Source organism: Microcoleus sp. N9_A2 (assembly GCF_036701775.1).
Lineage (GTDB): Bacteria > Cyanobacteriota > Cyanobacteriia > Cyanobacteriales > Microcoleaceae > Microcoleus.
Window position 1 is genome coordinate 45,166 of record NZ_JAUBRH010000020.1, and the last position, 26,476, is coordinate 71,641.

The 26,476-nt window shown below is 43.3% G+C and carries 15 protein-coding genes; 11 read left to right on the top strand and 4 right to left on the bottom strand.

All coding sequences use genetic code 11. The features are described from left to right. Window positions 1–153: 153 nt before the first annotated feature. From QUA44_RS14345 to QUA44_RS14355, 3 genes are all read left to right on the top strand, one after another. Window positions 154–1,707: an ATP-binding protein gene (locus QUA44_RS14345; RefSeq protein ID WP_333251412.1), complete on the top strand. Its 1,554-nt coding sequence runs from the start codon at window positions 154–156 to the stop codon at window positions 1,705–1,707. Window positions 1,708–1,812: 105 nt separating this feature from the next. Beyond that, entirely contained in the window at window positions 1,813–5,493 is a 3,681-nt protein-coding gene (locus QUA44_RS14350) for a GAF domain-containing protein (protein WP_333251415.1), read from the top strand. 195 nt (window positions 5,494–5,688) lie between these two features. Next, complete coding sequence (locus QUA44_RS14355) at window positions 5,689–6,906, top strand: adenylate/guanylate cyclase domain-containing protein (protein WP_333251553.1); 1,218 nt, start codon at window positions 5,689–5,691, stop codon at window positions 6,904–6,906. A gap of 49 nt (window positions 6,907–6,955) precedes the next feature. Here QUA44_RS14355 and QUA44_RS14360 read toward each other — a convergent pair whose 3' ends face one another. Together QUA44_RS14360 and QUA44_RS14365 are read right to left on the bottom strand one after the other, a co-directional pair. Then, window positions 6,956–8,236, bottom strand: a complete 1,281-nt coding sequence (locus QUA44_RS14360) for a recombinase family protein (RefSeq protein WP_333251417.1) — start codon at window positions 8,234–8,236, stop codon at window positions 6,956–6,958. Between the two features lie 3 nt (window positions 8,237–8,239). Continuing rightward, entirely contained in the window at window positions 8,240–8,599 is a 360-nt protein-coding gene (locus QUA44_RS14365; RefSeq protein WP_333251421.1) for a VOC family protein, read from the bottom strand. Between the two features lie 165 nt (window positions 8,600–8,764). Here QUA44_RS14365 and QUA44_RS14370 point away from each other — a divergent pair, with 165 nt between their 5' ends. From QUA44_RS14370 to QUA44_RS14395, 6 genes are all read left to right on the top strand, one after another. Beyond that, window positions 8,765–10,891 (top strand): SpoIIE family protein phosphatase, encoded by a 2,127-nt coding sequence (locus QUA44_RS14370; RefSeq protein ID WP_333251424.1) that lies wholly within the window; start codon window positions 8,765–8,767, stop codon window positions 10,889–10,891. A 164-nt stretch (window positions 10,892–11,055) separates the two neighbouring features. Next, entirely contained in the window at window positions 11,056–12,588 is a 1,533-nt protein-coding gene (locus QUA44_RS14375) for a hypothetical protein (protein WP_333251428.1), read from the top strand. A gap of 254 nt (window positions 12,589–12,842) precedes the next feature. Continuing rightward, complete coding sequence (locus QUA44_RS14380; protein ID WP_333251431.1) at window positions 12,843–18,293, top strand: AAA family ATPase; 5,451 nt, start codon at window positions 12,843–12,845, stop codon at window positions 18,291–18,293. A gap of 156 nt (window positions 18,294–18,449) precedes the next feature. Next, window positions 18,450–19,685, top strand: coding sequence for an adenylate/guanylate cyclase domain-containing protein (locus tag QUA44_RS14385; RefSeq protein WP_333251434.1), 1,236 nt, complete (start codon window positions 18,450–18,452; stop codon window positions 19,683–19,685). A gap of 31 nt (window positions 19,686–19,716) precedes the next feature. Further along, the gene (locus QUA44_RS14390) at window positions 19,717–20,325 is read left to right on the top strand and encodes a DUF6272 family protein (protein WP_333251437.1); all 609 of its coding nucleotides are present in this window, start codon (window positions 19,717–19,719) and stop codon (window positions 20,323–20,325) included. Window positions 20,326–20,391: 66 nt separating this feature from the next. Further along, entirely contained in the window at window positions 20,392–20,745 is a 354-nt protein-coding gene (locus QUA44_RS14395) for a slr1659 superfamily regulator (RefSeq protein ID WP_333081064.1), read from the top strand. Window positions 20,746–21,046: 301 nt separating this feature from the next. Here the strand turns inward: QUA44_RS14395 and QUA44_RS14400 are convergent, their stop codons facing one another. Continuing rightward, window positions 21,047–22,528: an ATP-binding protein gene (locus QUA44_RS14400; protein WP_445243662.1), complete on the bottom strand. Its 1,482-nt coding sequence runs from the start codon at window positions 22,526–22,528 to the stop codon at window positions 21,047–21,049. 129 nt (window positions 22,529–22,657) lie between these two features. Continuing rightward, complete coding sequence (locus tag QUA44_RS14405) at window positions 22,658–23,488, bottom strand: alpha/beta hydrolase (RefSeq protein ID WP_333251440.1); 831 nt, start codon at window positions 23,486–23,488, stop codon at window positions 22,658–22,660. Window positions 23,489–23,647: 159 nt separating this feature from the next. On the opposite strand from QUA44_RS14405, the gene QUA44_RS14410 reads away from it, so the two are divergent. Together QUA44_RS14410 and QUA44_RS14415 are read left to right on the top strand one after the other, a co-directional pair. Then, a complete protein-coding gene (locus tag QUA44_RS14410; RefSeq protein ID WP_006634481.1) occupies window positions 23,648–23,848 on the top strand; it encodes a hypothetical protein in 201 nt (66 codons plus the stop codon). Between the two features lie 165 nt (window positions 23,849–24,013). Further along, complete coding sequence (locus QUA44_RS14415) at window positions 24,014–26,077, top strand: BamA/TamA family outer membrane protein (RefSeq protein ID WP_333251443.1); 2,064 nt, start codon at window positions 24,014–24,016, stop codon at window positions 26,075–26,077. Window positions 26,078–26,476: the final 399 nt, after the last annotated feature.

The following is a 26,476-nucleotide window of genomic DNA, read 5'->3' on the forward strand; positions in this document are numbered from 1 at the left end:
TGTTAATTTAATTACAAGTAGTTTCAGATCGCTGCATTTACTCATCACAAGTGTTAAGTACCAAAGTCTAATTATTATTTGTGTACCAGCACTTTTTTAAAATTCTCCTGTAACCCCCTCTAAAAAATATTAGCAAATAACCGAGTTAATTTGATGCAAATGGTTCATGAAATGTTTTCAAATTATTTTATTCCTCACGGTCATTGCTACTTGTGGAAGCCGGGATTAGTGGGGCTACACGTTTTGTCCGATGGTTTGATAGCCGTCGCTTATTTTTTGATACCGATAACGCTGATTTATATTGTTAAAAAGCGGCAAGACGTGCCGTTTGACTGGGTTTTCATGCTGTTTGGCTCTTTTATTGTCTGCTGCGGGATTACCCATATTATGGAAATATGGACGCTGTGGCATCCTAATTATTGGTTCTCGGGTTTTCTTAAAGCGATTACGGCGTTGATTTCGCTATCTACAGCAGCAGTGCTGGTGGAACTAATCCCAAAAATTTTGGCTATTCCCAGTCCAGCTCAATTGGCGGTGGCAAATGTAGCTTTACAAAATGAGATTGGCGATCGCAAACAAGCTCAGGAAGCACTCTCAGAATTAATGCTGGAATTGGAAAAACGGGTTCTGGAGAGGACGCTGGCTTTAGAATCAACCAATGAACTTTTGTTACAAGAAAATCGCGATCGCTCTTTGGCTGAAAATTCATTGCGGCACTCGGAAGCCAAACTACTTGAACGCACTCAGCAGCTAGAGGAAACTCTGCAACAACTCAAAGGCGCCCAAACTCAACTTGTGCAAACTGAAAAAATGTCCTCTTTGGGGCAAATGGTAGCTGGCGTTGCTCACGAAATCAATAACCCTGTTAACTTCATTTATGGCAATCTGATTCCGGCGGAGGAATACATTAAAGATATTTTGGCATTGATTAAGGCTTATCAAGTTTATTACCCCACTCCTGCGCCGGAAATTGCAGACAAGATTCACACTATCGAACTCGATTTTATTTTAAAAGACTTGCAAAAACTTTTTGGTTCAATCAAAATTGGAGCAGAGCGGATTAGGGAGATTGTTAAATCTTTACGAACTTTCTCCCGGTTAGACGAAGCCGACATGAAAAAGGTAAATATTCATGAAGGACTAGATAGCACTTTAATGATTTTGCAGCACCGCTTGAAAGAACAACCAAACCGTCCGCCGATTCAAGTGATTAAAGAGTATGGAGATTTGCCAGAATTAGAATGCTACGCTGGGCAGCTTAACCAAGTATTTATGAATATTTGTTCTAATGCTATTGATGCTTTAGAACAGATGTCACAGCAGGGAGATTTGACCAACGGCTATTGGGAAAATAATTTATGTGACCACTTACAAAATGCCCATTGCCCACTGCTAAAAATTCGCATTCGCACGCTTTTAGTTGATGGCAAGTGGGTGCAGATTCACATTGCTGATAATGGCACTGGCATAGATTATGATGCGATCGCTAAAATTTACGATCCATTTTATACAACGAAACCTATTGGTGCTGGTACCGGGCTGGGTTTGGCGATTTCTTATCAGATTATTCAAGCCCATGAAGGTTATTTGCGCTGCACTTCCGAGGTTGCCAGAGGTACTGAGTTTATCATTGAAATTCCTTGGCGATCGCAATGTGGCGAGCGCCACCTAGTGCAGAAGCAAGCTGTTATGAACAAGCCGGGTTGAGGCGTTAATAAATAATTCTGAATCCAGCTACCATTTTGGGTTTCTTTTATTTTTTGCCTAACTTAAACATCATCAAATCCATATTATCTGCCAATAACAAGTATTATGTGGGAAGCACTCAAAAATATCTTTTCCCCCACTCAGTATATGCCTCACGGTCATTGCTATCTTTGGCAAACGCCTTTAGTGTGGCTGCACGTAACTGGGGACTTTTTAATCGCGATCGCCTACTATTCAATTCCGGCGATGCTAATTTATTTTATCTTCAAGCGGCGCGATGTTCCTTTTTTAGGAATATTTGCTTTATTTGGTGCATTTATTATTCTCTGCGGCACGGGTCACTTGCTAGATATTTGGACGTTGTGGCATTCCGCTTATTGGCTATCGGGGATTGAAAAAGGAATTACTGCGCTGGTTTCCTGCTACACCGCCGCCTCGATGGTAACACTATTGCCCCAGTTTTTATCTTTAAAAACCCCCCAAGAATTAGAGGTCATAAATCGCAAGTTGCAGACTGAGATTGCTGTGCGTGAAGATGCAGAGTTAGCCTTACGCCACGCTTATGATGACTTAGAAATTAAAGTCCAAGAGCGTACCGCACAGTTAACAGAAATTAATGGTTGTTTAGAAGCGGAAATTAGAGAAAGAATAGCCGCTGAATCCGCTTTGCGCGAACGAGAAACTAGGTTAACAGAACAACAAACTGGCTTGCTAGAATTAGCAAAAAATTCTAGTATCTACGAGGGGAATATCGGCGAGGCGTTGAGAGAGATTACGCAAATGGCAACTCGTACCCTGAATGTCGATCGGGCAAGTATTTGGTTTTATCAGAAAGATAAATCAGCATTGTGCTGTGCCGATCTTTACGAACTGACAGCCAATCAACACAGTGAGGGTGCTGAACTGAAAGTTGCTGACTATCCTAGCTATTTCCAAGCTTTGAAGAGAGAACAGACGATCGCAGCGGTTAATGCCAAAACCGATCCGCGCACCCAAGAATTTAGCGAATTTTATTTGACGCCTTTAAACATCTCGTCGATGCTAGATGTTCCTATTACCCATAAAGGGCAAATTGCGGGTGTAATTTGTTTAGAACATCAGGGAACGACCAGGAATTGGACGCTCGACGAACAAAGCTTCGCTAGCTATGTGGCACAGATTGCAGCTTTAGCAATGGAAGCTCGCGATCGCAAGCAAGCCGAGTTAAACTTACGTTCTGTCACCGAACGCTTGCAATATTTGCTGGCGACTACTCCGGCGGTGATTTTTAGCTGCAAATTAGGGGGAAATTATGACGTAACATTTGTCAGCGATAATATTGTTTCAATGATCGGCTACGAAGCGCGAGAATTTGTTGATGGTTCTCTTGATTGGCATAGCATTGTTCATCCAGAAGATCGAGAAATTGTTGATACTTCATTCGCTCAGATATTGGAAAAAGAATTTATCTCCTACGAATACCGCGAACGGCACAAAGATGGTAGTTATCGCTGGATATACGATGAGGTTAAGTTAGTCAAAGATGCTGCTGGCATACCTGTGGAGTGCGTTGGTTATGGAGTGGATATTACTGCTCGCAAACAGGCGGAAGCAGCTTTGCAGCAACAAGTAAAAAGGGAGCGGCTCGTGAATTCCATTCAAGAGCGAATTCGTTCCTCTCTTAACCTTGAAGAAGTGCTGACAATGGCTGTGGAAGAAGTCCGCCAGTTTTTGTCAACTGATAGAACAGTTATTTACCGCTTTAATCCAGATTGGAGTGGATTTATAGCCGTCGAGTCGGTATCTGTCAGTACGATGCCGATTTTGGGAATTGACATTAATGATCCTTGTTTTCGAGAACACTACGTCTCTGTTTATCAGGAGGGACACCTGCGCGCGATCGACAATATTTATACGGCAGGTCTTTCAGATTGCCACGTTAATTTACTGAGCCAGTTTGAAATTAAAGCTAACCTCGTGGTTCCCCTTTTGCAAGGTGAAAAACTATGGGGTCTACTCATTGCTCATCACTGTCGCAGTCAAAGGCATTGGACCTCTTCTGAGATAGAATCTCTCCAGCAAATTTCCGTGCAGCTAGCAATTGCCATCAAGCAATCGACCCTTTTTGAACAAGCCAAAACAGAAATTGCCGATCGCAAATTAGCAGAAACAGCATTACAAAAAGCTGTTGTAGCTGCTGATACAGCTAACCGCGCCAAGAGCGAATTCCTTTCTTCTATGAGCCATGAATTGCGGACTCCCCTGAATGCCATTCTCGGATTTAGTCAGGTGATGGTGCGCGATTCATCTCTCAACAATCAACACCAACAGCACCTAGAAATTATTAATCGTGCGGGTGAACACTTGCTGGCGCTAATTAATGACATTTTGGAAATGTCCAAAATTGAAGCGGGCAGAAGTCAGCTTAATGAAAGCAGTTTTAATTTAATGCGCTTGCTAAAAACCTTAGAAGAAATGTTTCGATTAAAAGCTAAATCTAAGAAATTGCAGCTAAATTTGGAAGTCGGTGACGGCGTACCACACTTTGTTACTGGAGATGAAGGTAAATTGCGGCAAATTTTGATTAATCTTGTAGGAAATGCGATCAAGTTTACAGAGATGGGTAGTGTTACTTTGCGAGTGAAAAATCAGGTACAAGAAAGTTTGGGGGCTAAAACGGCAGAGTTGTCCGACACACAAACAAAACTTGCCGACGCGGGTTCTGAACATTCCGAAAGCTTAGCGGTTTCAACCGCAGCTATACAAATAAAACCCGGATGGTGCAATGGTTTTAATCAGTCCGAAAGCTTGGCAGACGGTGATTGTGTAGACGCGAATCACCTTCACCCGGAATTGTTACGCCTTCAGTTTGAAATTGAAGATACTGGCCTTGGCATTGCCGCAGAAGAAATGAATAAGTTATTTGAACCATTTGAGCAAACAAAAACAGGTCAAAAATCTCAACAGGGGACTGGATTAGGTTTACCAATTAGCCGCAAATTTGTACAAATGATGGGAGGAGATATTACTGTCAGCAGTACACCTGAATTGGGAAGTAAGTTTGCATTTGATATTCAAATCAGCCTTGCCCCTCCCAGCGAGATTAAAATCCTTAAACCGCAGAAAAAAGTAATTAATTTAGCGCCGAATCAACCAGAATACCGGATTTTGGTTGTTGACGATCGCGCCGATAACTGCCTAGTAATAGAGAGATTGTTGTCACCACTAGGCCTCCTCGTGCGAGAAGCTAGAGATGGTCAAGAAGCTATTGCTGTATGGGAGGATTGGCAACCGCACCTGATCTGGATGGATATGCAGATGCCTGTCATGGATGGCTATGAAGCCACTAGAAAAATTAAAGCTCATCCTCTCGGAAAACAAACTGTAATAGTTGCTCTTACTGCGAGCGCTTTTGAAGAGGAACGACAAACTATTTTAGGAGCAGGCTGCGATGATTTCATGCGTAAACCCTTCGAGGCAAAGATATTATTTGCGAAAATGGAAGAACTTTTAGGAGTACGTTACATTTACGATGAATCTGTTGATGCAACCCTAGAAAATGACAGCGAAATTAGCGGAGTGACTAGCAATCAATCCGTCGAGTCACAACTGGGTCAAATGCCTATTGAGTGGGTAGAAAAGATATCTCATGCTGCTCATGAATGTTGCGACGATAAAATTGTCAAGTTGATTGAGGAAATGCCGAGCGAATTTGCTTTGTCTGCACAATATTTAACTACTTTGGTGCAGGATTTCCTATTTGACGATATTATAGATATAGCGCAGTCAGCAGTTGGGGCGCGGTGAAAATACCACTTTCCAACGAGCCTAAAAGGGGAAGCCTATTCTATTTGAACAAAACCTAAAATTAACCCCTAATTGCCTCTCATTATTATTTGTGTTTAGAAGATAAAATGGGAATTTATACTGTTTCGTTTGGATGGAGAGCGAATTATTAAGTGTTAAGATATTTTATTCTGAAAAATTACCGTGAACCCTCCCATGGACAGCAATCAATATCCTACAATTCAAGCCAACATTTTAGTAGTTGATGATAAGCCCGATAATGTGCGGCTTTTATCTACAATATTGACCGAACAAGGGTATCAGGTTCGTAAAGCGCTGAACGGGCAAAGGGCGATCGCTACAGTGCAAGAGTTTCCTCCGACTCTAATTTTGCTGGACGTGATGATGCCAGAGATGAATGGATATGAGGTATGTGCAAAGTTGAAAGCTTCACCAAAAACCAGTTCCATTCCGGTAATTTTCTTAAGCGCCTTAGATGACGTTGTAGATAAGGTGAAAGCTTTTGATGTGGGAGCAGTTGACTATATTACTAAACCTTTTCATGGTAAAGAAGTATTGGCACGAGTGGCAAATCAGTTAACTATTCAAAGTCAACAACAGTTACTTCAAGAGCAAACGAAGCAATTCCAAGAACTTGTCGAACGTTTGCAAAACGAAATTAAAGAGCGACAGGGGGTGGAGCTAGCTTTACGGCTTGCTCAAACAAAGTCGGATCATTTATTGCTGAATATTTTACCCGCAGCGATTGTTGAAAGTTTGAAAAAGGGCGAGGGTTCTCCTGCCCAGAGGTTTGATTCAGCAACAGTTCTTTTTGCCGATATTGTCGATTTTACATCTATTGCTGCTAGAATGTTGCCTCTAGAATTGGTAAATGTACTGAACCAGATTTTTTCCAGGTTTGACCAACTAACTGAAAAACACGGTTTGGAAAAAATTAAAACAATTGGAGATGCTTATATGGTAGCGGGGGGGTTGCCTGTGCCGAGGGCAGATCATGTAGAAGCGATCGCGAATATGGCCTTGGATATGCAGGAAGCGATCGCTGATTTTCAAACTGACAGAGGCGAACCATTTCAAATTCGCATTGGCATTAATACAGGGCCAGTAGTTGCTGGCGTAATTGGCACTAAAAAATTTATCTATGACTTGTGGGGAGATACTGTTAATGTTGCTTCTCGGATGGAATGTCAAGGATTACCGGGGTATATTCAAGTTACTACTGCTATTTATGAGCTGTTAAAAGATCGGTATGTATTTGAGGAAAGAGGCGCGATAACGGTTAAAGGTAAAGGAGAGATGATCGCCTATTGGTTAAAAGGCAAAAAAGATAATTCAGCGGTAGAAACCGATGCTTGTCAAACGAAGTCCACTCCTAGCGAACTAAGAGAGTACCCAAATACGCCACTTCTTTAACAAGTCGGGCATCTAACCTAGGAGCTATGGATGAACATCGAGCTAATCCTTAAAAAATGAAAATAATTTGCAGTTTCAAATTTGGATTTTCCCGGACGATTTCAATGCGATCGATAAATTCTCGAAAGTAAAACCTGCGTTCTGATTCTGATAAATCGAGCCAAAATTGCCGCAGGGAAACTGTTTGGGCAATTTCTCGCAAATTTACTGGGGGCAGTTGCGCTAATTTGCTTTGCAGTTCGGCAATTTCGGTGCGGATTTTGTAGGCTCTAAACTCTGCGGTTTCCGTGTCTAAAATGCCGCTGTCAATCAGGGCGGAAAGTTGCTCTATGATTTCTTGTTTTGAGGCGATCGCCCTGACAATTCCTGCTTTAATTCCATTCATATTCGGCATTTGCAACCCAGCAACAGCATCGGGTAAATCCCGACAAATACCGGCGATGGTTAATTGCAATACTTCATCGTAGGAAATACCGCTACATTTAGGCTGTTTTGGACAGTTAATCGGTCGCAAATAAAGGTATTCTTTTTCTTTGCGGTAAGAGGTGACTTTGGCAACCGTCATGGGCGATTTGCATTCTGCACAAATTGCTAAACCTGCGAGGGAACGTGGGGCGCTAGCGCTGCGAGGAGAAAGGCAGCGGTTGCGGCGCAGTAACCTGTCTATTTGGGCGGCTTCTTCTCTGGAAATAATCGGGACGTGGGTGTTAGAAATTACTTGGCTGTTTTGATATTCCAAATCGCCTCGGTAAGCGGGATTTGTCAGCCAGCGGCGGCCGGTACTTACAGAGATTCTTTTGTTGTATTTCTTGGCTAAATACCGCACGGAACCTCGCAAGGAACCGTAAATTAAAAAGTGTTCAAAAAAGTCTTTGACGGTGGGGGCGGTGGTTTTATCGATCGTATAACAATCTTTGCCGCGCCGGTAGCCGTAGGGAGCCTTACCCGGTGGAATCCGGGATTTGAGGCGGTTGCGGGCGTGTCCTTTGCGAATACTCCGGCTGTGTTGGCTGCGCTGGATTTCTGCGAGGATTTGCAGCAAGTTTTTGCGGTTTCGCGGTTCGGTTTCTGCTTGTACGATGATTTCGACGCCGAGGTTTTCGAGTTGCCCGAGGTGCGAACACACTTGCTGTACGGTGTCGCCGAGTTCTTCAAAGCGCTGAATTAATAAGTATTTGACTGGTTCTGTTTCGCAGTCTTTTAGGAGTTGTTGCAGTTGTTGTCGCCCTCCTAAGTCTTGATAGGTGCGATCGACTTCTTGACCCCAAATTTCCGGTGCGGGTGCTGCTTCCAGTAGCGGTTCGGTGTAAGAATAAGCGATGATTTTCATCTGTTACTCGCTGAGTTCGATGATGTTGCCGTCGGGATCTTGGGTAAATAATGCCGATCGACCTGACGCGCTCATTTGGAACGGGCAATTGTGAGCGATTAACTGCTGTTTGGCTGCCTCTAAGTTAGCAACAGAAAAGGCTAGATGCCGGTTACGTCCCCATTTGGCATGGTCTACGGCATCTGGCATAATTGTTGCACCTAAAATTAGGTGGAGCTGGAAGTCGCCGATTTGATACCAGATTCCGGGAAATTTTAAGTCGCGATCGATTTTTTGCAGTTTTAGCACGGTGCTGTAAAAGTGTTGGGATTGTTCCAGGTTGGAGATGAGGATGGCGCTGTGGAGGGATTGAGTAATTTGCATTTTTGTGGGGATTTATTGTTTTATTTTAACCGCTGATGCAGGCTGATGAGCGCTGATTTTTTGATGTTGGTTGAGTTTTTGATATGATAACATTGTCTGTCGCTCTTAATGTATCTATTATCAAGTCTTGTAACAAAAAACTGCCCGCTGGGAGTGTTTTTAACAATGGTTTCAGAAAAAAGTGCGATCGTCTCCAGATCGGGCAAATTCCGTCTCCGCAATGTCTTGGTAGTTCCCTTTGTTCTCCAAATTTTGGCGGCTGTTGGCTGCGTTGGCTATCTCTCTTACAGAAACGGAGAGCAGATAGTCAACAATATTGTTAGTCAGTTGCGGCAGGAAGTGAGTGCGAGAGTTTACGAACGTGTTCAAACCTATCTGGAAGCTCCGCCACTGGTGAATCAGATCAATCAGGATGCTGTACCTTTGGGGGTGTTGAACTTTGACGACTTGGAGCAAGCTAGACCATATTTTTGGAAACAAGTTCTGCAATTTAAGTCGATCGGTCACGCGGGAATTGCCAACGAAAAAGGTCAGTACCTGCGTGTGGGTTGGGTAAATCGTCTGGTTGGACTTGAACAACCTCAGCTTGTCCAGCAACTGATTCCCGGTGGTGGCGACTTGATATATTACAACCTAGACGCTGATGGAAACCCCACAAAGATTGACAAAACCACGCCCAATTATGACGTTCGCACGCGCCCCTTTTACAGAGTTGTTGTTGAGAAGAAACAGGCAGCTTGGAGTGAAGTTTATATTAATTTTGGCTACGGTACGCTGCAAATTAATGCGAGTTTACCCTATTATGATGGCGAAGGAAAACTAATTGGCGTGCTGACTTGCCAGATGGGACTAGATCAAATTCGCCACTTCCTGCAAACCTTACGCGTGGGTAATTCCGGTCAAGTATTTATCATTGAACCCCAGGGTGAATTAATAGCCACCTCGGTTAAAGAACAGCCTCTTTCGGTGGGAAAAGGCAAAGATACAAAGCGGATCAAAGCACAGGAAAGCAGCAACCCGCTGATGCGTCAAAGTGTGGTTTATCTGCTCGAACGCTTCAAGCGTTTGGAAGACATCGATCAAACTGTTCAACTTGACTTTAAGCTGAACGGTGAGCGGCAATTTATCCAAGTTTCTCCGCTAACTGACAAGTACGGTCTCAATTGGCTGAGTGTAGTAGTAGTTCCTGAAGCGGACTTTATGGCGCAAATTTATGCTAACACTCGCCACACAATTTTGCTGTGTATTATGGCTCTCATTGTCTCTGTTGGAGTGGGTATTTTCACCGCTAGCTGGATTACTCGCCCCCTGAATCAAATTGCTCAAGCTTCAGAATCTTTAGCAGGTGGTGATCTCAACCAGAACGTTGATTCCAGCCGGATTTGGGAAATTGAAACCTTAACAACTTCCTTTAACAGCATGGCGAGACAACAGCAAGAATCCTTTGAAACTCTAGAAGATAAAGTCAAAGAACGCACCTCAGAACTCGCTACAGCCACTCAACTAATTGCCGCTCTTAACCAGCGCCTGAAAGCGGAAAACCTCCGCATGAGTTCCGAACTCGATATCCTCAAACAAATGCAGCAGTTAATTCTGCCCAAACCTGCGGAACTCGCAGCAATTGAAGATTTAGATATTGCCGGATTTATGGAGTCAGCCTCGGAAGTAGGCGGTGATTACTACGACGTACTTTGTACTAACGGGGTGGTCACGATTTGCATTGGTGATGTCACCGGACACGGATTAGAAAGCGGCATTTTGATGGTGATGACTCAAGCTGCTGTCCGCACTCTTCAGGAAATGCAAGAATCCAACCCGGTGCGTTTTTTAGATACCCTCAACCGCACTATTTATAAAAATGTCCAGCGCATGAACTCCGACAAAAATATGACCCTAGCTTTGCTCAACTACGCCGATAGCACAATTAGTATCAGCGGTCAACATGAGGAAACTCTTGTGGTCAGGAAAGGTGGTCAAATCCAGCGGATAGACACCATAGATTTAGGATTTCCGCTCGGCTTAGATGAGGATATTTCCGAGTTAATCAGCCATGTTTTAGTTGACTTAGAACCTGGGGACGGGGTGGTGCTTTATACTGACGGCATCCCCGAAGCTAGAAACATACACAAAAAATTCTACGGTATCGAAAGACTCTGTGAAGTGGTTTCTCAAAACTGGCATTTGAGCGCCGAACAAATTAAGGAAGCCGCCATTGATAATTTGCGAGACTTTATTGGAGAACAAAAGGTATTTGATGACATTACCTTGCTGGTTATCAAGAAAAAGGATTAAGTCCTGTCTGTTTTTGTTCTTGCTTTCTTCACCCATCACTGCTATTCTAAAAAAAGATATTTGGGATCGGCTGTGTTTGAGATAAAAATATGTAGGAATAAAATTTTATAAAAAGCTCGCTCTACCGCCTTAGTAATTAAAGCTCTACTCGGCTCTATAAATAAATGACAAACAGCATCTTTCGACTCTTGTCAATCTTCTTAACTATCGCAGTAATAACTCTATTTCCCGGAGTTGCTAATGCAGGTCAGATTTCCGTTCACAATTCTACTAACCAGCCAATTACTTGTGATGCTTCTGGTGGTATTCGCAACACAGTTAAGCAAAATATGCAGAGGATATTGCTCTCACCAGGCCAAACTCTTGGACTCAACCCACAGGATTTCTCGACGCAAACGATCGCTCGCGTGGAGTGTAAAGGATACAATGTTGACAATCTGAACGTTACCCCCAATAGTCCCGATCGCTATTTATCTTTCACAGGTAAAGCCCAGCAGACTTTATCGGTATTGTTGTACCCCTATTTACCGACAACACCAGAAGCAAATTTTCAGCCGATGGTACAGCGGATTGTCAATGAGTTTCAACAAAAAAATCCCCAGATTTTGCTCAATGCAGTAATGACTCAAGCTTTAGAATATGACACCTATACCTACAGCAATTTGCCGCATCTTCTGGGTAAAAATGGATTTGATTTAGTTGAGCTTGATACCTTAATGTTAGGTGATGCAGTCGATAACCATTTGATTCTTCCAGCTTCCCAAGCAATATCAACTTCCAAGTTTTGGCAAGTAGGTCTAGAAGCATCAACTTACAACAATCAACTCTACGGTTTTCCGACTTGGCTGTGTTCATATTTCTTATTCGGGCGAGACCGCGATATTTGGCAAGTTAAATCAGTGCCGGGATTAATTAATTATTTATCTCACAAACCACCCGTAAAACCGCGATTAATTGCAAATTTTAACAGTGACTGGAATGCGATCGGCTTTTATTTGGATGGCTATACAGACTTGTTTGGGTTTGATCGCGTGACAGAAGCTTTGGAGAAACCGATCGATCCGCAGGTAATGAACAATTTAGTAGAAATATCTGCAGAATGTGCAGTCAATGGTACAAATGGCTGTGTCAACAACTACTATAATCAAGATCCCAACGCGGGATACCAGGACTTTTTAGCAGGGGCCAGCAGCTTTATTGGTTTTTCGGAAAATTCTTTTTATATCCGCTTGTCCGATACCCAAAAGCTACCTCTTTTTGCCACACCAGCTCCCTATGGTCAGGAACTTAAACCATTGGTTTTTGCTGATACTTTAGCTGTGAATTCTTCTCGATGTAACAATCAAGATTGTCAGGCTAATGCTGTCAAGTTTATCGACTACATGAGCAGCGTTGATACCAAACTCTGGATTGCTTTTAGCGAAGATTTAGATAGCGGTACGCCACCCCGGCGATCGCTACCAGCCATCAAAGCTTTCTACGACCAGCCGCGAGTCGAGCAAGACGAACTATATCCGCAATTCGCACCATTAGTCAAGAACCCAAACGCAAATTTTCCTAACTCTCTTTCCGACAATAAAAAAATAGCGATGTACCAAGAAATTTGTACGGAATTTAATCAACAGGAACCGGAATATCCTAAATGTGACTTTAACAGGCGATCGCTCCTACGAAGCAAGCGCTTCAAAGGTTTTTAACACAATGGCTGGGATGTGCGATGGTTAGCGATCGATATCATTGTTTTTTGGTCAAATCTTCCCTAAACCTTGCGGGCTGTAGTAAACTAATCACTAATGACCGCAAACTTTTTTATATTCCTTGAACTAAAAGCTGACTAGGATTTCGCAACCTGAGCGGTGGTAAGTACGTTCTGAATCGCTGAAACCATTGCCCCCCATTGCATCGATCCATCGATTTGTGCCTTCATCCTTCAACATTTGCTATAGCAACTATGACCCTAATATCAATTCCGGGCTACCGGGCGATCGAACAACTCTACTCGGGGCCCAGAACCTTCGTTTACCGAGGTTTTTCTGAATCCGACAATCAACCAGTCGTCATCAAACTACTCAAGTCTGAGTACCCGACTTTCAGCGAACTGGTGCAGTTTCGCAATCAGTACACCATTGCCAAAAATATTGAAAATTCCGGTATTGTCAAACACTTAAGTTTGGAAGTATACCGTAACGGTTTTGCCTTAGTGATGGAGGATTTTGGCGGAATTTCTCTAGCAGAATACATCACCACTGGTGCTTGGAATCTACAGGACAAAATTACCCATAGCCTAGAAAACTTTTTACAAATTGCCATTAAAATTTGTGGTTGTTTAGAAGCCATATATAACAGCCAAGTTATTCACAAAGATATCAAACCCCAGAACATTATAATTAACCCTAACACTCAAGAAGTTAAAATAATTGACTTTAGTATTTCCTCGCTTTTGCCTAGAGAAAATCCAGAAATTAAAAATCCTAATATCTTAGAAGGGACATTAGCTTATATGTCTCCCGAACAAACTGGAAGAATGAATCGTGGGATTGACTACCGCACCGATTTTTACTCGCTAGGAGTAACTTTTTATGAACTGTTGACAGGACAATTGCCATTCCAATCTAACGAGCCGATGGAATTGGTTCACTCTCACATTGCTCGCCAGCCAATTCACCCGATCGCCCTCAATCCTGCCCTCCCCCAAGTATTGAATGACATAGTGCTCAAACTGATGGCGAAAACAGCCGAAGCACGCTATCAAACAGTTAGTGGCATCAAACACGATTTAGAAAAATGCTTAAAAGAATACTCAGATCATGGCACTATTCAACTGTTTAAATTAGGCAGCAGAGACATTTCCGAACGCTTTGTCATTCCCGAAAAACTTTACGGCAGAGAAACCGAAGTTTCGGCTCTATTAGCAGCCTTCCAGCGCGTCGCCTGTCCCCAGGAAAATTCCGCAGCCGCCGATTTTGAGGTTTCCCCTAGTAGCAGCCGAGAGCCTCAGAAACTCCCCCGTACAGCTACTACCGAAATCATGTTGGTAGCAGGCTTTTCCGGGATTGGCAAAACCGCTGTGGTTAACGAAGTTCACAAGCCAATTGTCCAGCAGCGGGGATACTTTATCAAAGGGAAATTCGACCAATTCAGGCGCGATATTCCCTTCTCAGCATGGGTGCAAGCTTTGCAAAGTTTCCTGCAGCAATTACTGACAGAAAGTGTTACTCAAGTTCAGCAGTGGCAAGCCCACATCTTGTCTGCTTTAGGGGATAATGCTCAGGTAATTATTGATGTTATCCCAGAATTAGAACTGCTAATTGGCAAGCAACCTGCTGTCCAGGAATTAGAACCCAGTCCTGCACAAAATCGCTTCAATCTGTTATTTCAAAAGTTCATTCGTGTCTTTGCTACCAAAAATCACCCCTTAGTGATCTTCTTAGATGATTTGCAATGGGCAGATTCCGCATCTCTGAAACTAATGCAATTGTTGCTAGGCGAATCAGAAGGTCAACATTTGTTGCTAATTGGCGCTTATCGAGATAATGAAGTTTCCAGCGTTCATCCATTAATGCTGACTTTATCAGAGATTCGCAATCTACCAAATCGCAGTATCGATCGCCCAGCCCCTATAATTAATCAAATTACTCTTGCGCCACTTTCAAAAATCGACTTAAATCGTCTAGTTGCTGATGCTTTAAGCTGTCCCCTGAATCGCTCGCTTTCTTTAACCGAATTGATTTTTCAAAAAACTAAAGGCAATCCTTTTTTTAGCAATCAATTCCTCAAAAAGCTGCATGAAGATCAGTTAATTTATTTTGATTTTACCCCGTTGGATGGGGGAGAAAGGGGTGGTTGGCAGTGCGATATTACTAAAATTAGAGAATTGGCAGTCAGCGATGATGTCGTCGAATTTATGGCGAATCAATTGCAAAAATTGCCGCTAAATACTCAAAATATTTTAAAACTAGCTGCTTGTATTGGCAGTCAATTTGATTTAGAAACCTTAGCAGTTGTTTATGAAAAATCTCAAATAGACACTGCGGCTGATTTATGGAAAGCATTGCAAGAAGGTCTAATTTTACCGCAAAGTGAAGTTTACAAATTTTTTGCAGATGATGGGGAGTCTGCACCATTAGCTGTTGCCGATTGTCAATTGGCCAGTTACAAATTTTTGCACGATCGCGTTCAACAAGCTTCTTATTCTTTGATTCCCGATGAAGCCAAACAGTCAACTCACCTAAAAATTGGCAGATTGTTGTTGAGTAATACCCCAGAACATGAAAAAGAAGATCGGATATTTGATATTGTCAACCACTTGAATATTGGAGTGGAATTAATTGTCGATCGCACCGAAAGAAATCAACTAGCTTCATTGAATTTAATTGCTGGACGTAAAGCTAAAACTTCTACAGCTTATGCTGCTGCTGTGGATTATTTAACTATCGGCAGAAACCTGCTAGCAGATGATAGCTGGACAAATTTATACGGCTTGACGATCGATCTTTATGTAGAAGCGGTTGAAGCCGAATATTTGAATACCAATTTCGATTTGTCGCACCAACTTGCGGAAATAGTTCTATGTCGAGCGCACAATCTCCTCGATCAATTCAGAGTTTACGAAGCACAAATTCAGTCTTATATTGCTCAAAATCAGATGAAATCGGCAGTAGATACTGGATTGCAAGCTTTGGGAATCCTGGGTGTTTCTTTGGAAACAGAACTTCCCCCTACAGTAGAGATATCTGCCTTAGCTAATTTGCCCGAAATTAATGATGCTTATAAAATTGCTGCTTTGAGGATTTTATGTGCGATCGCTTCTGCAGCTTATCTAGCCCGTCCAGAAACTTACCCAGCCGTTGTGTTTACAATGGCACATATTTGTAGCAAATATGGAAACTCTGCCCCGGCTAGTTATGCCTATGCTTGTTGCAGTTTAATCTGTGAAGTAATCGGAGAAATTGAATTAGGCTATCAATACGGCCAACTATCTTTGCAGGTATTAGATAAATTCCCATCCCAAGAATTTCACTCGAAAGTTGTGATGGTGTACAATGCTTGCGTGAGACATTGGAAAGAACCCAGTCGAGCGAGCATATCGTCTTTGGTATCAGCAGTCCAAAGCGGTTTAGAAACTGGCGATATCGAGTATGCTTGCTACTCGGCTATGTATCTTTGCATCTACAGCTTTTTTAGCGGTGAAGACTTAAGCTCTGTAGATAAAAAATACGAGCAGTATTTGGAGCTAATGCTAAATTCCAAACAAGAATATCAGACTTATTATACTAAAATTTGGCGACAACTTACATTAAACTTACAAGGATTAGCTGAGGACAATTGTCGATTAGTTGGGGAGAGTTTTAATGAAGATGAAATGTTGCCTGTTTTGCTGGCAGCAAATAATGTCTCTTCCATCTTTGGGGTTTATTTTGCTAAATTGGTGGTGAATTATTTGTTTGGCGATCGCGATCGGGCTGTGGAAAATGCCCAGCTAGCAGAGCAATATGTCGCGGGTGTCGGCTCATTGATGATGGTTCCCCAGTACAATTTTTACCATTCCCTCGCCCTCGTGGCACTGTATCCCGATGCTGATGCGATCGCTCAAGAACAATACTTGAACCAAGTTGCAGCCAATCAGGAAAAAATGCAAACTTGGGCATTCCACGCACCGATGAATTATCAGCACAAGTATGACTTAGTAGCCGCAGAAATAGCACGAGTATTGGGACACAGGCTCGAAGCAATGGATTTGTACGATCGCGCCATTGCTACGGCAAAAGAAAACCAATACCTCCAAGAAGAAGCACTAGCAGGGGAATTGGCAGCTAAATTCTACCTTGAATTAGGCAAAGATAAAATTGCCCGCGTCTATCTAACGGACGCTTACTACGCTTATGCTCGCTGGGGATCTCAAGCAAAAATTCATGATTTAGAACAAAAATATCCCCAATTACTCAGCCTGATTCTCGAACAAAAAACAAGTTTGTATGCGGGAGAGACAATCGCTCAAACTATAGTCGGACCACTCACGTCGGCTGGCAATAATATTTGCAATATGCTGGATTTGGCAACAGTTATTAAAGCTTCTCAAGCCATATCTGGAGAAATAAACGTCGAGGAATTGCTCTCAACTTTGATCCAAATTTTGACCCAAAATGCGGGAGCTTCAAAAGGCTCTATCATCTTACAAAGAGCAGGCGAATTATCGATTGTTGCTAAATGCTTAGACGAGCGCTGCTATTTGCCCAATATTCCCCTTTCTCAAAGTCAAAATCTTCCCATCACTGCCATTAACTACGTCTGGCGTACCAGAGAAACCTTGGTAATTAATGATATTGCTACTGAAAATATCTTTGCGGCCGACCCCTACATTATTCAGCACCAACCTAAATCTGTATTGTGTACTCCCATAGTTAACCAAGGTAAAGCGATCGGCATTTTGTACTTAGAAAATAGTCTCACCCCAGGTGCATTTACTCCTGACAGATTGGAAGTCTTAAAAATTCTCTCTTCCCAAGCAGCTATTTCGCTGGAGAATGCTCTGCTATATCAAACTCTAGAAGATAAAGTTGAAGAACGTACAGCCCAACTAGCCCAAGCCAATCAGGCAATTTCTGCCCTCAACCAACGCCTCAAAACCGAAAATCTGCGGATGAGTGCCGAACTCGATATCCTCAAACAAATGCAGCAGTTAATTCTGCCCAAACCTGCGGAATTAGCTGCAATTGCAGAGTTAGATATCGCTGGGTTTATGGAACCAGCAGATGAAGTTGGTGGCGATTACTACGACGTACTTTGTACTGAGGGGGTGGTTACGCTCTGCATTGGTGATGTCACCGGACACGGACTAGAAAGCGGGATTTTGATGGTAATGACTCAAGCTGCTGTTCGCGCTTTGAAAGAAGTTCAAGAAATAGAGCCGGTTCGCTTTTTAGATACCCTTAACCGCACTATTTATAAAAATATCCAGCGGATGAACTCGGACAAAAACCTGAGCCTAGCCCTCCTTAATTACGCAGACAGTAAAGTTAGTATTAGCGGTCAACACGAGGAAACTCTTGTAGTCAGAAGAGGCGGTAAAATTGAGCGTATTAATATGATGGATTTAGGATTTCCCATCGGCTTAGATGAGGATATTTCCGATTGGATTAGCCATGTTTTAGTAGACTTAGAGCCGGGGGACGGGGTGGTGCTTTATACTGACGGCATCCCCGAAGCTAGAAATAGACACAAAAAATTCTACGGTATCGAAAGACTCTGTGAAGTGGTTTCTCAAAACTGGCATTTGAGCGCCGAACAAATCAAGGAAGCCACCATCGCTGATTTGCGAAAATTTATTGGAGAACAAAAGGTATTTGATGACATTACTTTGCTAGTATTGAAGCAACAGGGAAATATTGTGCATAATTTATGAGTGACGGTCGTCAACCCGGTTTCTACGGGGGGTCTTGGATTTAATGGTCAAGCATCGAAGCAGAAACAGGATTTCGAGTTCCACGCCTGTAAGTTATAATAATTTACAACGAGGAAGTAAAACAATTTTGCGCTTCCAGATTCGGAAGTATAAATTATGAAACCACAAATAAATTTAGCACCATCTAAATCTCCAGAAGAACTCCATAACCAGCTACAGGAGTTGAGGGAAAAACTTGAGGAAGTAGAGGATGAAAAAAACAGCTATGAAACCTTAGTAGAAATTGTCACACAACACTCCACGGATCTAGAAAACCAGATCCATCATAAAAACCGAGAGATGCAGACTTACATCGAGCAGGTAAAAAAGGTTATAGATGCAGCTATCGCTGTAAAAAACAATAGCTTTCAACCCCAGATATTGTCAGATGTGGCAGCGCGCAGTGATGCACTGGGAGAACTGGCACAGGTATTCTCGCATATGGTGCAAACGGTGAAAGCGCGGGAACAAGAATTAGAGAAACTTTTGCAGGCTTACGGACGTTTTGTTCCCGATGAATTTCTCCAATTTCTCGGCAAGCAAAGCATGGTTGATTTCCAGCTTGGAGACCACGTGAGCAAAGAGATGGCAATTATGTTTTCCGATATGCGTTCGTTCACCACGATGGCGGAGCAAATGACTCCTCAAGAAAACTTTGACTTCATCAATAACTATTTACAGCAAATTAGTCCCGAAATTCGTAAGCACAACGGTTTTATTGTCAAGTATATTGGAGATGGAGTTATGGCAGTTTTTCCTGATGGCGTTGATGATGCTATTCAGGCAGGAATTGTGAAATTGGAGCAGTTACAGAAATACAATCAAAGCCGTAAAATAAATGGGGATATACCGCTGAAGATTGGCATTGGTATCCATGTGGGTGATACGATGGTTGGGATTATTGGAGATGCGAACCGGATGCAAGCAGATGCGCTCTCGGATCATGTCAATCTCACCGCTCGTCTGGAAGGTTTGACTAAGTATTATGGCGTATCTTTATTAATTTCTGGAGATGTGGTACAACGTTTGAGTCAACCCGAAAAGTATCATATCCGTTTTTTGGATCGGGCTATTGTCAAAGGTAGACAAGAAGCCATTTCAGTTTGTGAGGTGTTAGATGTTGAAGTAGAACCAGTGCGATCGCTCAAAATTCAAACTTTGCCTATATTTGAGGAGGGACTCCAAGAATATTGTCAGGGAAATTTTGCTAAGGCCATAGTTTGTTTTGAACATATAGTGGCGCTAAATCCAGATGACAAGCCCAGTCAACTTTACCTAAAACGCATCCAATCGCTGTTAGAAAAGAGTATTCCTGCTAACTGGAATGGAGTGTGGAAATTTACCCAAAAGTGACATTAATACATCAATTGGAGGCAGAAAAACTATGACATCTGGAAGCTTAAAAACAATGACACAAATCTTTGGAGAATTCATTGAAGAATTTCCTCCTGAACACGACTCCCTAGAACTTACATTTACCCCCAGTTCTCGCCCCATCAAACAGCGCTGGCGCAATAACAGGCTTTCAGCTCATTTTGTGGCAGATTATTTGTCGAGCTTTCTACCGGTGGATGAGGAGGATGCTAGCAGCGAGAAACGGATAAAAGAAAGCAAGGGAGCTGTGAGCTACGTAGCCAACGAACTGTTAGAAAATGCGATAAAATTTAATGACGATGATACCAATTATAAGGTCAAATTTGGTATACATTTTATTGGTGAAATAGAGGTGACGGCGATAATTTTTGCCAGTAATAGTGTCAAGCCAGAAAAGGCAAATAAATTGAAGGAGTTTATTGAAGAAATTCTGGCTTCCGATCCCAATGAACTTTATTTGCAGCAGCTTGAAAAGAATGCGGAATCGGAAAGTGACACATCGGGATTGGGATTGCTGACGATGATTAATGACTATTCAGCTAAGATAGGTTGGAAATTCGAGTGCAGACCAGATAGTGATACCATCATTGTTACGACTGTGGTTCAAATTAGGGTCTAGTTGCTAGCATTTCAATATTTACTCTCTTGTGCGATCGCACTATTTTAGTCAGGAAACAAAATCACAATGGGCATTCAAGAAATTCAAGGTGAAGATTACAGCATTCAGTACGATCCAGAATCAGTCACAGTCACTTTCCAAGGCGAACTCAGCCTGAGCGGCCCAGCAGAGTATGCGCCAATAGTCGAATTGTTAGATGAGGTCGCCAATCCCGAACCGCCTACTATTACCTTGAATCTAAAAAATTTGGAATTTGTTAACAGTTCTGGTATCAGTATGCTGTCGAAGTTTGTCATTGCCGTTCGGAAAAAGAAAACTATTCAACTTTTGGTATTGGGTTCAAATGATGTTCCCTGGCAACAGAAATCTCTCAGAAATTTAGAAAAGCTGTTGCCAACTTTGAAGCTCGAATTAGCGTAGGATATGTTTCAGTTGACAGTTGACAGTTGACAGTTGACAGTTGACAGTTGACCTGGGATAGCGACCTCTAACTGGAAGGAACAGGATTCGAGTAATGAATAGTCTTCTTTTAATTTCTCCCTAAAAGCGAGAGGCTTTAAACCAGTTTTATCTGGTAAAATTTAATTACGGTTAACACAGGCGGGACGCCCGTGCCACACACAGTTAACATAGGCGGGACGCCCGTGCCACACACAGTTAACATAGGCGGGACGCCCGTGCCACAGTTAACATAGATAAATTTGGATGATTAGTAAATTGCTTAAGTTTGCTGGATCGGCAGTTCAATGATAAACTCGGTTCCCTTGCAGGGTTCCGACTCGCACCGAAGCGATCCTCGGTGATTTTCTACTAAGATTTTGTAGACAATAGACAATCCTAAACCGGTACCTTTACCAATTTCCTTGGTGGTGAAAAACTGCTCGAACATTCGCTCTTTTATCTGTGGTGTCATTCCGGTTCCCGTGTCAGCAATCCGCACTCTCACGCGATCGGACCCAGCTAATTCTGTGGTTATCAAAATTTTTAACGTAGCATAGGGCTCATTTTGTGATGCTTCGTCCAAAGCATCGATCGCGTTGGTAATTAGATTCATAAATACTTGATTTAGCTGACCCGAATAACACTCTACAGGAGGCAATTTTCCATAATTTTTAATTACTTGGATGTCGCGACGGTCTATTTGAGAATTGAGACGGTTTCGCAAAATTAACACGGTGCTGTCAATGCTGTCGTGCAAATCGCACATGGTCATGTTACTGTTATCGGTTCGCGAAAAGTTGCCCATAGATTTGACAATTTCGCGAATGCGATTGGAACCCATTTGCATGGAAGAGATAACTTTAGGCAAGTCTTGAACTAGAAAACCCAGATCTATCTCTTCGATTTTAGCTGTGATTTCGGGACAGGGATTGGGATAGCATTCTTGATAGAGACACAGCAGGTGCAACAAATCTTGAGTATAAATTGCGGCATGGCTCAAGTTGCCATAAATAAAACTAACTGGGTTATTAATTTCGTGGACGATACTAGCCATTAGCGCCCCCAGCGAAGACATTTTTTCGCTGTGGAGGAGTTGAGCTTGAGTTTGTTTTAGTTCGCAAAGTGCGCGATCGAGCTGGGCGGCTTGAGCTTCCGCTTTCGAGGTAGCAGCACAACTTTCTTGATAAAGTTCAACCTGTTTAAGGTCGATTTCAAATTGTTCGATTTCGCTTTCTTGCTGGTATTGGCTCACCACGGCATCGAAAGCTTCTAGCAAGTCGCCGCCCGCTGCTTCGACAATGTACAGGAGATGGGGATTTTCCAGCATGAGTTCGGCATCAGGAACTTGCACTAATGCTTTTATTCGATCGATATATGCGCGCACTTGTTTGTCTAAATACAGTGGCGGCTCCAAATACATTGCCTTGAGGGTGGCTGAAGGGGGACTCACTAAGTTGATGCTGCTGCCAATATTAATTAAGTCGCGGTGCGATTTTTCCATAAGCTCGATCGCTTCTAACAAATTCACCCGCAGTTTGGCTCTTTCTACCCCATTCTGAGAGCAAACTAACCTCATGCAAAAAAACGCCGTTCGTTGAGAAAGCATTCGCTGGCGGCCGCTGATATTAATTACCGCAGCACTAATTTTTCTGGCTGTCGTAATTTCTTCCAGATTAAAGTAGTTGCTCAGTGCTGCCATTGGTAATACCCCCGACTCCACTAAATGTCTGTAGCTCCTGCTGACACAAGATTTAAGAGCCATAAAAAAAATTGTACAAGACACTAATCAATATATTCTGTATTTCCTAATAAAGTAGTATACTAAAACACAATTATTTGCAATTGGTGGCTTATCACAATTTTTATGATTCGGCTTCTTGCACAGTTTTTCTTAATTATTCAAAAATTTACAAGTCAACTTCGCCATAATTTGAGCTTGAGTTTGCGGCAACCCGTGAGCAGCATTGGGAATAATTGCTAACTCTGCTCCCGGTATCTCGTTAGCGTAGGTTTCACAGTGCCATAGAGGAATTGTTTCGTCACTATCTGCTGCGATAACTAAGGTAGGAATTTGCAATTGGTGAATTTCTTTTTCTACTGTATCAACTGCATCTTCTGGCCGCATCCGGCTCATTAAAAATGACCTTGCTACTGGTTGAGACATTAACTCCCTGCGCCACCCGGAAATTTGCTGCAATTTCTCACTTTTTCCCGCTAAACTCGCAAAAGGTTTTGCTAAGTGCAAGGCCCAATCAACGGCTGGGGTTTCCCACAGCAGCGGCCGCAAAGCATCGTATTGACCGCAAAAACTGTCGTCCCGAATTCCGGCTGGTGCTGCTAACACTAAACTGCTAACAGAATTAGGATATTTGAGTGAATATGCAGATGCTACCCAACCGCCAAAAGAATGTCCGATGATGCAGCAGGGTTCGATATTTAGTTGTTCTACAACTTGCCGGACAAAAGCAACTTCTACAGCTACGTCGTAGCGGATTTCTGGTTTGCTGGATTCTCCAAAACCCAACATATCTAAACTGATGCACCGAAACTGAGATTGCAATAACTCAATTAATGGCAGCCAGCAAGTCTTTTCTCCGAAGAAACCGTGCAGCATCAATAAGGGTCTGCCGCACCCGATGTCGAGGTAGGCGGCTGTTTGGGTGGTGCTATTGACAAATGTACTTAATGTGTGCTTGTGTCCTACAAGTGCTTGAGACTGCATGGGCGATCGACTCTTGATAGGTAAGAAATATTTGTAAAGAATTGTAACAAAAAAGCAGTCCAAAGGTTAAACTTCATTAAGGAGTACACAATGAGAAATAGACCATGATATTGTCTATGATTATTAGAAAATACTACAAACTCAAAGCAGGAGAACACTTTGAACTCTACTTTAAAACAGTACCCGGCTTGCTCTCTTCGTGAAGATGTCAGTGAGTACGTAGCACACCTACAGCTTCACATGACTTTACAAGCTCGCAACTTGCTCCCTACCATTACCACCGCTAAGGATAGTCGGGAACAACTGTTGCAGCAGACTCAGGCTCATTTTGAGAAACGAGTTTCTCGACAAGCTATTTAAACAAATTTGCGGTTTCCCCAATTTACGATCGCCCGAGATCGAACTTTCCCAAATTTCATCATCCCAGAAACCCGGTAGTCTCAAAAATACCGGGTTTCTTTTCGGCTAATTAGGTAGGGGGCCAGGTTTTGGGTAATATGCGTTGGGTTCTTTAATTTTATGTTTATGCGAATTCCGATTATTGCATTTTTGACTTTGGCACAGGTGGCTGGCGGTGAATTGGCGGCGCGGGCGATAGATCCGAGTGCCGCACCGACTGAGGCGGAGTTTAGAGAGGGAACCGCAGAGGCGCAGAGGGCGCAGAGGGAGGAGGATGAGGTCATTGGTGATAACTTAACGTTAAACCGACCGTCTCTGTTGTTTGTAGCGAAGTCTAGATCCCCCCTAACCAAGGGCGGGCACGGGGACACCGCCCCTACTAAGGGGGGGACAAGAAATATGCTCAAAGTCCCCCTTGTTAAGGGGGATTTAGGGGGATCTAGACTAGATGACAAGCGACATTTGTTATCGGTTCCAGTCTTAAATAGTCACCAATCGGATGAGGTGAACCCAACTGTGCCAAATTGGCCGGCATTCGATGAGCTCGCAGCTTCTGGAGAAGTACGCGCGGCGCAGCTATCTCCTAGGGAATCTCCCTCATATCGTTTCCGGTTGCATCACAATAATAAAATCGAGTCAACAGTTAACACTCAACCATTGAGTTTTTCCACCCCTGCTTCAACAGTCAACAGTCAACAGTCAACAGTCAACAATCACCTGACGGTGCAACCGGAATTGATATCACTCAAGTCCAGCCACAATAAAGATTTTACATCTCTGTTAAAAACTCCGGTTCCGCTGGTGGCAAAAGCTGAAATCCCCGAAGCCGTAAACAGCAACGCCCGACAGCTAGACGGTACTCTGCAAATCAGTCAAGCAAGCAATGCTGAAGGCGTTTACGTTGCAGAGGTAAAAATTCGCTTTGTCAATTCCCGAGGTGAAGCTGTTGATAAAAAAGGGAATCCGGTTGAGGGCAGAATTTCGGAAGATTTTATCCGAGGCGAGCTCAAACTCAAGGTGGGGGATAACTACAGCCGGGAAGTTGTACGATTGGATTTACAGCATTTGCAGCAATTGGGATTGTTTGACAAAGTGACGGTTTCTACTGAAGAAGTTGGCACGGATGTTAATGTAATCTACAACGTTCAAGAGCGATCGGCTCGCTCTTTTAGCGTGAGTGCCAGTCTTAGCGATGATGTTGGCGTTGCTGTTCCTCTTTCCTATACCGATCGAACTTTCGGCCGCACCCCACAGCGGCTGTCGGTGGAACTTGAACCCAGCCTCCGAGGTATCCAGTACGATGTCCAGTTTGTCAGCCCTTACGTTGCCGCGGAAGACCGTTTGGGATACAGTGTGAGAGCTTTTGGCGATCGTAGAATATCGGAAATTTTCAACAAAGATATTGATTTGCCCAACGGGAACCGAGTTCGGGAAATTCGGGTGGGGGGAAATCTCAGGTTTACCAGACCTTTGGGCGATTGGCAATCGACTTTGGGATTAAATTATACAAATATCAGCACGCGCGATCGCAACTTAAATATTGCCCGCCGCGACGAACTCGGCAATCCTCTCACATTCAGCGGCAGCGGCGTTGACGAGTTATACACTGTTTCTTTTGGTGCGATTCGCGATCGGCGGGACAATCCATTCAACCCCACCAGCGGCTCGATTCTCAGCCTCAGTACCGAGCAGTCGATACCTCTGGGGCGAGGCAACATTGTGAGTAACAGGCTGTTAGCGAATTATATACAGTATGTACCACTAACTTTGCTCGGCATCAGCGAGTCCGAAGCCTTGCCCGAAATGCTGGCTTTTAACTTGCAAGCGGGCACGGTAATCGGGGATTTGCCACCAACGGAAGCTTTTCGCCTCGGCGGTCGCAATTCTGTGCGGGGTTACGATAGCGGGGATATTGGCAGTGGCCGGAGTTATTTTTTAGCTTCCGGCGAATATCGGTTTCCTGTCGGCAGGGACGTCGGCGGCGTGATATTTGTTGATTTTGCGTCGGATTTGGGCACAGGAGATAGCGTACTGGGAAAACCGGCGGTAGTCAGGGACAAACCGGGGACTGGGGCGGGTGTTGGGGTGGGTGTGAGGGTGCGATCGTCCTTTGGATTAATTCGCTTAGATGTGGGTGTTAGCGACTCCGGCGACATCAAATTTATACTCGGTACAAAGCAGCGTTTTTAAGAATAGTGCAACAGATCACTTAAACCACAGTCTTAAAAAGATTTTACTTGACGAAATTGCCGCCAAAGCCGTTGGCTCTGCATCATCAAACCTATCGGCCTCGGCTGGCGGGGTGTCGGTGATTGCTGCTAAGGATGGGGCGAGTTGTCTCACGAATAATTGAGTTGGATTTCTTTGCTCAACCTCCCAAGTTTTTGGTAGTAATCGAAATTGAGTGAAATACAGCACCTCGTTCAGTTGACAGTTGACAGTTGACAGTTGACAGTTGACAGTTGACAGTTGACCGCAAGATAGCGACCTCTACCTGGAAGGAAGAGGATTGGAGTAAGGAATAGTCTTCTTTTAATTTCTCCCGCTTATGGGTTCCGGCTTTAAACCAATTCTTTCTGGTAAGGACAC